Source organism: Sorangiineae bacterium MSr11954, assembly GCA_037157815.1.
GTDB classification, from domain to species: Bacteria; Myxococcota_A; Polyangia; order Polyangiales; family Polyangiaceae; genus Pendulispora; species Pendulispora albinea.
In genome coordinates, this window is sequence record CP089984.1 from 2929826 (window position 1) to 2942037 (window position 12212).

The following is a 12212-nucleotide window of genomic DNA, read 5'->3' on the forward strand; positions in this document are numbered from 1 at the left end:
ACGACGGAGGAGCGAGTGGTAGAAGCACAACGCCATGTCAGAAGAACGGATCGTCCATTGCCGCCTGCTCAAGAAAGACCTCCCTGGCTTGCAGAAGCCACCCTACAAGAACGAGCTCGGGCGACAGATTTACGAGCAGGTCTCCAAGGAGGCGTGGGACCGATGGTTGAAGGACTCGGTCAAATACATCAACACCTACCGCCTCGACCTCGCGTCGCCCGAGGGGCAAAAGTTCATGCTCAAGCAAGCCGCCGTCTACTTCGGCTTCGAAGAGGGCGATTTGGCCCCCACGGCCTTCGTGCCGCGCGACGACGAATCGAAGTGACCTAGCTCATGTAGCGAATCTCAGCGCATTGCAGCGCAAAACCGAGGGGAACGATGACCGCTCATCCCGACACCGCCACCGCGCCGAGCGACGGACAAGGTCCCGAGCTCCACCTGGGCATCCCCGGGTTCTCCTACGAAGATCTGTACGATCCGGCGCGCCTCGCCGAGCTCCACGCCATCTTCGACCTGGACTTCGCCCAGCGCGCGCCGGAAGCGTACGCGCAGTTCGACGCTTACCGGCGGGTGCGCGGTGAAGGGATGACCCCCGAGCAAAAGAGCGAAGCGCTGCTCGCCGCCGCCCCCCACGTGAGCGCCTTCGTGGGGCGCCTCTTCGGGGTCGAAAAGGAGCTCGCCGTTCTGCGCGATCAGATCGCGTCGCGCGGGCCGCTCTGGCAATTCAAGCACGAGTTCGCGAAGAAGCGCGTGCTCGGCCCGAGCGCCGGCAAGGCCTGGAAGGCCCTCGGCTACGACTCCGAACGCGCCGCCAACGTGTCGCGCCTCGCGCTCACCACCGTGCTCGGTGGCAACGGGCCGCTGGAAGCCGACGAGGAGCTCGCGACCGCGCGCGCCGTCCTCGCTTTATTCGAAATCGACGATACGGCGCGCAAGGTGAAGAAGGGTGGCGGCGCCACCTGGACCGACGAGCTTCGCGACCGCGCCCATGCCGTGGCCGAGGCCCTTCGCGGCGCGGGCTTGGCGGGCGAGCCCTCGGCCAACCTCGACGACGCGGCCTTGGTGGCGCACGCGCTCGACGCCATCGAGGCCTACCTGGCGAGCCGCTACGCCGATCACCACGATCCGGTGTCGGACTGGCCTTCGCTCCACCAGCCGAAGAACCTGGACTATGCGAACCTGGTGCAGCTCCGCCGCCCGGAGCCCGACATGCCGGAGCTGTTCGTGGGCCCCTCGCACGAGCGGCGCGAGCGCGGCAGCTTTACGTTGACCGATCGCAGGTTCAACGCGCGGCAGGCCGAGCAAGAGATCAACTACTGCATCTTCTGCCACAACCGCGACAAGGACTCGTGCTCCAAGGGGCTGCTCGATCCCAAGCAGCACGTCATCAAGAAGAACCCCTTGGGCGTGAAGCTCGACGGGTGCCCGCTGGAGGAGAAGATCAGCGAGATGCACACCGTGCGAGGGCAGGGCGATCCGCTGGGGGCGCTGGCGCTGGTGACCATCGACAACCCCATGTGCCCGGGCACCGGTCACCGCATCTGCAATGATTGCATGAAGGCCTGCATCTTCCAGAAGCAGGAGCCGGTCAACATCCCGCAAATCGAGACCCGGGTTTTGACCGAGGTGCTCGACCTGCCCTGGGGCCTGGAGATTTACGGCTTCCTCACCCGATTCAACCCGCTCAATGTGTTTCGGCCGCACATCAAACCTTATTGCGGCAAGAACGTGCTGGTGGTGGGGCTCGGCCCCGCGGGCTATACGCTCGCGCACCATCTGGCGTGCGAAGGCTTTGGCGTGGTGGCGGTCGACGGGCTGAAAATCGAGCCACTCCCGGCCGATATCATCGGGCGCGGCCGCAGCGCACCGGTCCCCGTTCACGATTTCCAAAAGCTCTATGGAGAGCTCGACGAGCGTATTCTGCTCGGGTTCGGCGGGGTGAGCGAATATGGGATTACCGTTCGCTGGGACAAGAACTTCCTCACCGTCGTTTACGTCACGTTGGCCCGGCACCGGAATCTGCGCATCTACGGGGGCATCCGCTTCGGCGGCACGTTGACCTTGGACGACGCGTGGGATTTGGGGATCGATCACGTGGCCATCGCGGCGGGGGCAGGAAAGCCGACCATCATCGATATGAAGAACAACCTTTCGCGCGGCATCCGAAAGGCGTCGGACTTCTTGATGGCGCTGCAGCTCACCGGGGCTTACAAGAAGAGCTCGATTGCCAATTTGCAAATCCAATTGCCGGCCGTGGTCATCGGCGGCGGCCTCACGGCCATCGATACGGCCACCGAGCTATTGGCCTATTACGTCATCCAGATTGAAAAGACGCGGGAGCGCTTCGAGCAGCTCGGGCGCGATCGCACGGCGGATGAATTGAGGTCGATGTTCGACGCGGAGGAGTGGGAGCTCTTGCAGCAGCACCTTTTGCACGCGAGAGAGCTGGCCGAGGAGAAGGCGCTCGCGCAAAAGGAGAACCGCGAGGCGCGGGTGCAGCAGCTCTGCGACAAGTGGGGCGGCGTTTCGCTCGTGTACCGCAAGACCTTGCAAGACTCGCCCGCGTACCGGTTGAACCACGAGGAGGTCGAAAAGAGCCTCGAGGAGGGGGTGCGCTACATCGAGAACATGTCGCCGGTCGAGGCGGTGCTCGACGAGCGCCGCCACGTTCGGGCCATTCAATTCAAGCGCAAGGACGGCTCGCTGGTGGAGCTGCCGGCGCGCACGGTGTGCGTCGCGGCCGGCACGAACCCCAACGTGACGTACGAGCGTGAGTACGAGGGGACCTTCGAGCTCGATGAGCGGCAGTACTTCTTCAAGGCGCACTACGCCACCGTCGATGCGGCGGGGAAGGTGACGTTGCATCCGATTCAGGCGGGGGCTGCTGCAGCCGTGAATGGCGGCGGGGCGCCGGCGCCGAAGATTGGCTTCTTTACGAGCTATTCGAAGGACAACCACACCGTCACGTTCTACGGGGACAACCATCCGCACTACGCGGGGAGCGTGGTGAGGGCGATGGCCAGCGCCAAGGATGGCTACCGTCACGTGGTGGCGCTGTTTCCGGACATTCAGCGGCTCGATGCGGCGGCGCAGCCGGAGCGGGATCGGGCGCTGGCCGCGACCTTCGAGCGGCTCGATCGGGAGCTCATCGCGCAGGTGGTGGGGGTGAATCGGCTGACGCAGACCATCGTGGAGGTGGTGGTGCGCGCGCCGCTGGCGGCGCGGAAGTTCAAGCCGGGGCAATTCTACCGGTTGCAAAATTTCGAGACATTTGCGCCCATCGTGGACAACACGCGGCTGGCGATGGAGGGGCTGGCGCTGACCGGTGCGTGGGTCGACGAGCAAAAGGGCGAGATGGGCACCATCGTGCTCGAGATGGGCGGCAGCTCGCGCTTGTGCGCGGCGCTTCGGCCGGGGGAGCCGGTGGTGCTGATGGGGCCCACGGGAACACCGACGGAGATTGCCCATGGTGAGACGGTGCTGCTCTGCGGCGGTGGGTTGGGCAACGCGGTGCTCTTCTCGATCGCCCGGGCGTTCAAGGCGCTGGGGTCGAAGGTGCTGTACTTCGCCGGGTACAAGCGGGGCGAGGATCTGTTCAAGCAGGACGACATCGAGCGGTACACGGACCAGGTCATCTGGTGCACCGACATGGGCAAGACGATCGAGCCGCGTCGGCCGCAGGACCGTCAGTTCCGGGGCAACATCGTGGAGGGGATGCGGGCGTATGCCGAGGGGCTGCTCGGCGGCGTGGACATCCCGCTGTCGACCGTGAACCGCATCATCGCCATCGGCTCGGATCGGATGATGGCGGCCGTGAAGGAGGCGCGCCATGGGGTGCTGGCGCCAAAGTTGAACCCCGTGCACCGGGCGATCGCGAGCATCAACTCGCCGATGCAGTGCATGATGAAAGAGGTGTGCGCGCAGTGCTTGCAGAAGCACGTGGACCCGGTGACGAAGAAGGAGACCGTGGTGTTCTCTTGCTTCAATCAGGACCAAGAGATCGACTCGGTGGACTTCGCCCACCTGCGGGAGCGGCTGCGCATCAATTCGATGCAGGAGAAGCTGGCGGATGCTTGGTTGATGCGGCTCTTGGCGAAGAAGCCGGATTTGTTGCGCGTGTAGGGGCGGGGGCAGCTGCGGCTGCGGGGGGGCTGCGGCTGTGACGCTGTGAAGCGGCGGTGCACACGGGTGTGTTGCGGTGCGTTGTCACGCGGCTTTTCGCGCGATCCCGGCAAGGGGGTACATCGCCGTAGGCGGTACAACCCCCGCAAGCGGGTATACACCCCCGTAGGCGGGGACACCGCCGCAGGCGGATACAAAAAAGAAACCGCCAGGGGCTTCGAGAGCACCCTGGCGGTTCGTTCGCTTGGTTCGACGTGGAGTTGGGTGTGGCCGATCAGTGGATCGGGCCGCCGCCGTTGCCCTTGCAGTCGAAGGCGATGTTGATCTTGCCGTTGGGGTCGCCCTGGATGGTGCTGCACGTGTTCGCGCAGAGCGTGATGCTGTGCGGCTTCACGGTCGCGGACGGTTTCACGTCGTAGCGCCAGCCGTCGTTGCCGGCGCACGTCTCGTTGTACTTCAGCGTCGTCGCCTGGCCGGCTCCGTTCGTGAAGTTCACGCGGACGGCGTCGAAGTTGATCTCGCGTTTGTCGGACGGCTCCGGGATCGCGAAGGAGCAGGACATGACGGAGCCGCGGATCTTTTGGAGCTCCGATACGAGCTGGCTCGTGGTTTGGTCCGGGTTGTCTACGTCGACGTGAACTCCGGTCGTACCACCTGCGGTTGCAATGCGGTCGATCGCTCCCGTCGAGGGTCCGACCCCGATGGCGTAGACTGGAACCGAGGGAATCCCCGCCGCCGGAATTCCTTTGTAGGAATCCTCGGCGATTTTTGCGGCTCCATCGACGGTGCTGCTGCAACCATTGGGCTCGCCGTCGGTGACGAAGAGGACGACGGCCTTTTCTCCTTTGCGGCTCGCGAGAATGGCCCTTGCTGTATTGACGGCACCCTGGAGCGAGGGCTCCGTCGGGGTATTTCCTTCCGGAGTGGTGGCGCTCAACGAGTTCGAGAAGGCACCGTTCGGTAGCGGGGTTAGCCCGACCGAAGGACTACTGTAGGTGCCCACGTTGCAAATGTTGCCCTTGCTGTCGGAAAGCGGGAAATACTGGAGCGTCGCATTCATCCCCGCCGATTTGGGATCGGAGTAGAACGCCGTCATTCCCTTGCTGACCGGCGTCCACCTCTTTGCGGTGTTGTCGATCCAGTTGCCGCTATCGTCCTTGTACCTGCCCATGCTCCCCGACTTATCGAACATGGTGATCAAGTTGACCTTCACGAGCGCGCTCTGAGCCGTCGCGGCCGCGCAGTTCGCCACGTCGCCGATATTTCCGCTCGTGCCACCGTCGCCTTTGCCACCACCGCGGATATCACCGCCCGGGTTGTCGCCGTTCGGCCCGCCAGGATTTCCACCTGGGTCGTTGGGAAGCCCGGAGCCACCATCACTGCCACACCCCGCAAAAGCAACGGTCGCAATCATGGCCGACATCGCGGCGAGAGAGATGCTTCGAAGTCGGATCATGGAAGAGCCCTCCTAGGAGAAAAGGAATGTGACAAAGCAGGTGTACCCCTACTCCGTCGACCAATGGCCGCTTCTAATCCGAATTGTGATGTAGGTCGCAAGTTTTATATGTGACTATCGGTACCTCGCACACACGGGCGCGCATTTCGTTCAATGGAAAATGCCGACCAGACGGTTCGAATGCGCACGGGTTCTGCATTAATTTTCGAGAACGTCACAGCAGCGTGCAGGAGAAGCGAACGCCACGGAGCTGTTAGTTGATTTTGCCGTTGAGAGCACAACCAAAGGCAATTTGAATCGTGCTCCCCTTCGCATTTTTCACGCTGTCACATGTCGCGGGGCAGAGCTCGATGCTCTTCGGGGCTGCAACATGGTCGTAGTGCCACCCTTGTCCACCGTCGCACGAAGAGTTGTACGTCATGGTCGTGGGCTTCCCGCCGGCGGGGGTCAACACGACGTTGACGGATCGAATGTCAAGCTCCTTGCCGTTCGGTGGTCGCGGCAGCGTGAACGAGCACGATGCCACCTGTCCGCGAATTTTATCGAGCTGCGTGAGGAGGTCCGCGGTGGTCTTCGCCGGATCGGCGCTGGCGGCCACGTAGATCGCGCTCGCCGTTCCGCCGCTCTTCGCGATGTCGTCGAGGTTGCCGGTGTCGGGGCCCACGCCGACGACATAGGTCGGGACCGATGGCGTCCCTTCGAACCCCGCTTTGGCCGTCGCGTAAACGTCCGGCAATTTCCCGCATGCCGTGGGTTGACCGTCGGTGACCAAGATGATGACGGCGCGCTCTTGCGGCCGTGAAGCCAAGGTGGACTTTGCCGTTGCGATGGCCCCTTCGAGCGCACCCCGCGTGGGCGTGTCGCCGCCCGGCCGGATGCCGCCGATCGAGGTCTCGAAGCTGCGGCTCGGCAACGCGGTGCGCGGCACCGCGGGGTTCGTGTACGTGCTCGCGTTGCACTCGGCGCCGCCGATGGGAAAATATTGAAGCGACGCGCTGAGCCCCGCCGATTTCGGATCGCTGAAGAACGTCGACATGCCTTTGCTGACCGGCGCCCAGCGCGTGCTGTAATTGTTCCCCGCGTCCGTGCCGTCGCCCATGCTGCCGGACTTGTCGAACATCACGATCAGGTTGACGGGCCGGAGCGAGCCTTGTTCGCGCGCCGTCGCACATGCCTCGAGATCGCCGAGCCCGCCGATGGAGGGCTTGCCGCCGAACTCACCGCCGATGCCGGCGTTTCCGTCGCCGCTCCCGCCGTTGCCATCGTCATCGTCGCTGCCGAACACCGAGCCAACGACGCCGCAGCCCGACGACGCGGCGGAGGCGAGCAACGCGAGTGCTGCCCAAGCAAGTCTTTGCATTTGCACCATGGAGCCCTCCTCGGGACCTGCGCGGTGCTGTGCTCTCCACGCTTCGTGCCAGGTGCGGTCGCTCGCTGCACGCGTAAGCGGTGCAAGGCGGGATATGTGAATTTGGGCGCGCGACGCGAAGGAGGCCGCGCGAAATGTCACCCGAGGTCATCCGAGCGCGTGGGGAGCGCGCGATCGACGGTGGAGGATCGGCGCACCAGTGGATCGTCGGTCCCGCTGTACGCGCGGCGGAGCGCTCGCGGCACATGCGCATGCGGAACGTCCGAGTGACGGGCCGGTGTTGGGCGTGCGCGGGCGCTCGGCGGGATCCGCGGGTATGGTCGCGAGATGCGATGTCGGAAAGGGCTGTGGTAGAAGCGGGCCGATTCCAACCATGTTCGAACGTATGAAGCTCGGGCGCGAAGCACTTGCCCACGATGGCCTGTTCTGGCGACGGATCGCAGCATGGGGCGCGCAAAGCGGTCCCGAGTGGTGGGTCAAGTACAGCCCCGCGTTCTTCGGGCTCGCGGGGGCGGTTCTGGTGCCTAGCGCGCGGCGCAAGGTGGTGGCCAACCTGCGGCGTATTCGTGGGGAGACGTCGGTGTTGCGCAACGCGGTCGAGACCGGGCAGACGTTTACGACCTACGCGGGCTGCTTGGCCGAGGTGCTGTCGAACGGGTCCAAGAACGGGCGGGTGCCGCAGGCCGAGCTCATCGGGCGCGAGCGGGTGCTCGAGGTGGCCGCGCTCAAGAAGGGCATCGTCGTGGTGACGATTCATACGGGCGGGTGGGAGACCGTGGGCCCTCTGTTCTCGCGCATCGGGCTCCGGGTGATGATGGCCATGGAGCCGGAGCGCGATCCCCGCGCCCGCGAGCTGCAAGACGAAGCGCGGCGCGCGGCGGGGCTCCTGGTGGCCCACGTAGGGGGCGATCCGCTCGACTCGCTGCCGCTCCTGCGTCACCTGCAAACGGGCGGCGTGGTGGCCCTGCAGGTCGACCGCTTGCCCCCCGGCATTCGAACCGAGAGCGTTCGCCTCCTGGGCGCGCCGGGCGAAATTCCGCTGGGGCCCTTGCGCCTGGCGCAGCTCTCCGGGGCGCCGCTGGTGCCGATTTTTTGCGCCCGTGAGGGCTACCGCCGCTACCGCCTCGAGGCGAGCCCGCCCATTTTTCTACCGAGGCGGGCGTCGCGCGACGAGGTCCACGATGCGGCGCAAAAAGTGGCGGACGCCGTCACGGCATTTCTACGGGTTCACCCGACCCAGTGGTTTCATTTCGGCGACTACTGAGCCCCGCGCCGAGCCTACCGGGCGCCGCGGCGCGGCAAGTACGGTGCCGCTGGCACTTTACGTCGGGCGAGCTTGGTGCTGGTATGCGCCCCCTCCATGAGCACGCGTTATCACATCGGTGCCAAAAGTCTGCGCGGAGGTATCCCCGCGTACTCCAAACGTTTCGACCTGCTCGAGGTGCACGCCGATCCGACGTCGCCGTCGATTGCGGCGCTTCGGCGCTGGCGCAAGGCGGTGCCTCCACACTTCGAATTTTGCGTCGTCGCGGGCAAGCACCTCGGGGCCGTCAAGGAATCGCCGGAGCTCGTTCGCGAGCTGGAGCTGGCCATCGAGATGATCGCTGCGCTCCAGGCGCGCTGTTTTTTGCTCCCTACGCCGGTGGAGGTCACTCCAAGCTCGCTTTGGCGCGAGCGCATCGCACGTTTGCTCGAGCGGCTTCCGCGCGATGCGACGTCGGTGATCTGGGAGCCGCGTGGCGTGTGGGAGCATGAAACCGCGGCGGCCGCGGCGAAGAAGTGGGGCGTGGTGTTGTCCGTCGATCCGGTGCGCGAGACGGTTCCTCCGGGGCCGGTGGCGTATGCGCGGCTGCGTGCGCTGGGCGAGACGCAGTCGTACGGCGAGAGCGCGCTCGCGCGCGTGGTCTCGGCCATCGGGCCGCGCCGCGATGCGTACGTGGTGCTCGAGACGGCGTCGGCGCTCGCGGAGTGCAAGACGTTGCGGCGCTTGGCCGCGCGCGGTGATGGCGCCGTCGAGCGGGGCGGCGGGGGGCGCGTGGTTCGGCCGCGCACGGTCACCACCATGAAGGTTCGCGACGACGAGCAGGAGTAACGGGACGTGCATTATGCGCTGGCTGCCTCGCAGCCGAAAATCGTCGATGCGGTGATGTCGCTCGCCCCGAAGGGCAACGCCGTCGATCTGGTGGTCGCCGCCGTGTTCGCGGCGGCGGCGCTCTCTCCGAGCACCTTGCTCGGGCCCGTGCAGATCTTGATGGGCGGCGGCGGCGCGGGCCTTCGCGCCATCGATGGGCGCACGCGGCAGCCCGGCATGGGCGCTCCGCGTCCGCGCGGCTTTCTGCCGAGGGACGTCATCCCGGAGGCGGCGTACGTCGGCGTGCCGGCGCTTCCGGCGGCCCTCGCGGCCGCGCACGCGCTCGCCGGCGAGCTCTCGTTCGCGCGCGTGGTCGGGCCGGCGGTCGCACTCGCCAAGGACGAGTCGGATGCGCGCCGCGAGGTGCTCGCGCGCGTCTCGCGACGGGGGGCGTTGGCGCTGGGCGAGGGGGATCTCGGCGAGGATCTCGTGAGCACGGCCGGGCGCCTCGGCGGCGGTCTGCTGACGCACGAAGACTTTGCGAACGCGCGCCCGACGGAGACGGAGTGCCAACTCGAGACGTGCGGCCCCCGCGCCATTGGACGCGCGCCGTGGCTCGATGATGGCGCCCCCGCGCCCACCTTCGCCACCGAGGTCCATGTCGTGGCCGCCGCCGATGTGCGCGGCCGCATCGCCATCGCTTGCTACAACGTCACGGCGGAGGGCCTCGATCTGCCGGCTTGGGGGCTCCTCGCGCCCCGCACCGCCGCGCCCGTGCGCCGCGGTGAGCCGCGCATCCGGCCCGGTGAGCCGCGCCCGGCGCCGGCGCCCTGCGTCCTCCTCAGCGCCGACGGTGTGCTCGGCGGGGCCATTGGCTTCGTGGGGCCGCGCGGCGCGGTCTCCCTGACGTCCGCCGTGGAGTCGTTCTTCTCCGGCATGCCCATCGAGTCGCTCTCGCCCGAGGGCACCCGCCCCACCGGCGTCCTTCGCACCCCGTCGAGCGCGCGCGCCCTCTGATGGCTCAGGGACGGCCGCCGAAGCGGGCCAGCACGAGGAAAAGCACCACCAGCGCGGCGTAGCCCGCCCAGGCGCGGGCGCCGCTCTTGGCCGTAAAGCCAAAGCACGCGCCGGCGATCCACAGCGGCACGAAGCCGTAGTGCGCGATCGCGAAGCGCGTCGAATGCGAGAACGGCGCCACCCGGCCGATGCAGATGCTGGCCGCGATCGCGAGCGCCAAGGAGCCAAAGACGGCGGCCGTGATCCGCACGGCCGTGTGGCCGGCGGTTTTACGGGCCATGCAGGCCTCCCACGACGATCCCCAGGGTCGCGGCGACGGGCAAGAGCAGCGCGAGCCCCCACGACAAACGTGGTGCCACGGGCGCCGCCACGACGAACACGCTGCCGGAGAGCACCCACGACAGCACGAACAGGATGCCTCCCGTCGGCCAACCGCCCTCTCCCGAAACCCAGAGCGCGAGGGAGGCGCCCGCGCACGCGAGCGCCCCCAGGCGGAGGAGCGTGCCCCACCGCGGGTGCCGTTTGGCGCGCAGCTCGAACGACAATCGATGGGGGACGGCCGCGTGCAGGAGCGCGAAGCCGAGGAGACTCAGTGAAAAGGCCCAAAGATCGTGCATCGGATGGCGCCGCGCACGCGCGTGCGCGCTCCTTTGCTAGCACGCCCGAGCCGTCCGGCGCTCGGCGATTCGCAGCGCGCGCCGTCCGAGCCGTCCGGCGCTCGGCGATTCGCAACGCGCGCCGTGCCGTGCGCCGAGCGCCGCGTATCGAGCGCGCCGGATGCGGAGCGCGAGCCACGACGTTTCGAACAGGTGCAAAGCGACGCGCGGCCGCCGAACTTTGCAAAGTAAGACTGCCCCTTCGTTCACTGCACGCTAATTGCTGGCGGCGATGCGCTCCACGGCTTCGACGATGCGGCCCGCGCCATCCTCGGTGCGGATGCACTCGGCCACGCGCTGCGCCGCTTGGCGGTGTTGCGGCTGCGTGACGGCTTGCTGGACGAAGTACGAGAGCCGCGCCGGCGACAATTTCTGGAAGCGAAGGGCGCCGGGGGCCACGCCGAGCTTCACCAGGCGCTCGGCCCAGAACGGCTGATCGTTCATCGCCGGTATGGGCACGGCGGGCACGCCCGCGCGCAAGCCCGCGCCGGTGATGCCGGCGCTCCCCGCGTGCACCACGGCGGCCATTTGCGGAAAGAGCCAGTCGTGCGGCACGGGGCCGATGGAGAGCACATCGTCGCGGTGGGCCCCGTTGGTGGCGCCGTCGATGGCGAGGCTCCCCCATCCCGCTTGCACCACCGCCCGCACCTTGGCGTGGCGCACGGCGGTGGCGATCAGCTCGGCCAGTCGCTCGCGCTCACCGGGGACCAGGCTTCCGAACCCGATGAACACCGGCGCCGGCCCCGACTCGAGGAAGTCCACGAGCTTCGCCGGCGGCTTCCAGTGCGGCGCGTGCTCGGGCCAGAAATAACCGACGATCTCCAGGCCCGGCCGCCAGTCCTTGGGGCGCGGCACCACCGTGGGGCTGAAGCCGTGGTAGATGGGCCATTGCTCGAGGTCCATCTGCCGATAGAACTCGGCGAGGGTGATGGGGGCCAAGCCCAGCTCCTTCTGGAAGTCCTGGAGCTTCGCGATCAGCTTGGCCGACTTTTCCGTGCTCGCCCGCAGGAGCTGGTAGACGGCGCGGTTTCCCCAGCTTCCGAGCGAGCCCGCGCCGAACACCGCGGGGAGAAACTCCGAGGTGGGCGCGATGCCGCTCGGAAAGAGCTCCAGCACCATGCTCGGGATGCCCATGGCTTTGGCGACGAACTGCCCGTGCATGAGCGCGATGCGGTGGATCAGAAGAAGATCGGCGCCGCGCGCGGCCTCGGCGATGCCGCCCGCCAGATCCTCGAACATCTTCGACGCCAGGCGCATCATGGCCGGCGCGGCTTGGATCCACGAGCCGGCTTGGTGCAAGCGCTGGCCGTTTTCGGACGCGAGATCGGCGCGGATATCGCCCGGGAGCAGCCGGAACTCCAGGCCGGCCTCGTGCACCCTCTCCGCGAAGCCCTCCTGGGCTGCGATGGCCACATCGTGGCCGGCGGTCCGGAGCCGAACGCCTAGGCCGATGTAGGGAGCGGTGTCCCCGAGCGAGCCAACCGTCACAATGACTATCTTCATCGAATCTACCTACTACCT

10 protein-coding genes are annotated in these 12212 nt (G+C 66.9%); 5 read left to right on the plus strand and 5 right to left on the minus strand.

Going from position 1 to position 12212, the window contains the following annotated elements; all coding sequences use genetic code 11:
* The first annotated feature begins 34 nt into the window (after positions 1-34).
* Together LZC94_11400 and LZC94_11405 are read left to right on the plus strand one after the other, a co-directional pair.
* Positions 35-325, plus strand: a complete 291-nt coding sequence (locus LZC94_11400) for an oxidative damage protection protein (protein ID WXB17857.1) — start codon at positions 35-37, stop codon at positions 323-325.
* Positions 326-378: 53 nt separating this feature from the next.
* Positions 379-4122 (plus strand): FAD-dependent oxidoreductase, encoded by a 3744-nt coding sequence (locus LZC94_11405; protein ID WXB17858.1) that lies wholly within the window; start codon positions 379-381, stop codon positions 4120-4122.
* Between the two features lie 274 nt (positions 4123-4396).
* Here the strand turns inward: LZC94_11405 and LZC94_11410 are convergent, their stop codons facing one another.
* Both LZC94_11410 and LZC94_11415 read right to left on the minus strand, forming a co-directional pair.
* Positions 4397-5578 (minus strand): VWA domain-containing protein, encoded by a 1182-nt coding sequence (locus LZC94_11410; GenBank protein ID WXB17859.1) that lies wholly within the window; start codon positions 5576-5578, stop codon positions 4397-4399.
* A 253-nt stretch (positions 5579-5831) separates the two neighbouring features.
* The gene (locus LZC94_11415; protein ID WXB17860.1) at positions 5832-6947 is read right to left on the minus strand and encodes a VWA domain-containing protein; all 1116 of its coding nucleotides are present in this window, start codon (positions 6945-6947) and stop codon (positions 5832-5834) included.
* A gap of 373 nt (positions 6948-7320) precedes the next feature.
* On the opposite strand from LZC94_11415, the gene LZC94_11420 reads away from it, so the two are divergent.
* The 3 genes from LZC94_11420 (at position 7321) to LZC94_11430 (ending at position 10035) form a co-directional block, all read left to right on the plus strand.
* Positions 7321-8211 carry a lysophospholipid acyltransferase family protein gene (locus LZC94_11420; GenBank protein ID WXB17861.1) on the plus strand — a complete coding sequence of 297 codons (891 nt, stop codon included), beginning with the start codon at positions 7321-7323 and terminating at the stop codon, positions 8209-8211.
* A 96-nt stretch (positions 8212-8307) separates the two neighbouring features.
* Entirely contained in the window at positions 8308-9039 is a 732-nt protein-coding gene (locus LZC94_11425) for a DUF72 domain-containing protein (protein WXB17862.1), read from the plus strand.
* 6 nt (positions 9040-9045) lie between these two features.
* Positions 9046-10035: a hypothetical protein gene (locus LZC94_11430; protein ID WXB17863.1), complete on the plus strand. Its 990-nt coding sequence runs from the start codon at positions 9046-9048 to the stop codon at positions 10033-10035.
* Positions 10036-10039: 4 nt separating this feature from the next.
* Here LZC94_11430 and LZC94_11435 read toward each other — a convergent pair whose 3' ends face one another.
* From LZC94_11435 to LZC94_11445, 3 genes are all read right to left on the minus strand, one after another.
* Positions 10040-10315 carry a hypothetical protein gene (locus LZC94_11435; GenBank protein WXB17864.1) on the minus strand — a complete coding sequence of 92 codons (276 nt, stop codon included), beginning with the start codon at positions 10313-10315 and terminating at the stop codon, positions 10040-10042.
* The gene (locus LZC94_11440) at positions 10305-10652 is read right to left on the minus strand and encodes a hypothetical protein (protein WXB17865.1); all 348 of its coding nucleotides are present in this window, start codon (positions 10650-10652) and stop codon (positions 10305-10307) included. The genes LZC94_11435 and LZC94_11440 overlap by 11 nt, the downstream gene beginning before the upstream one ends.
* A gap of 255 nt (positions 10653-10907) precedes the next feature.
* Positions 10908-12194, minus strand: coding sequence for a glycosyltransferase (locus LZC94_11445; GenBank protein ID WXB17866.1), 1287 nt, complete (start codon positions 12192-12194; stop codon positions 10908-10910).
* Positions 12195-12212 lie beyond the last annotated feature (18 nt).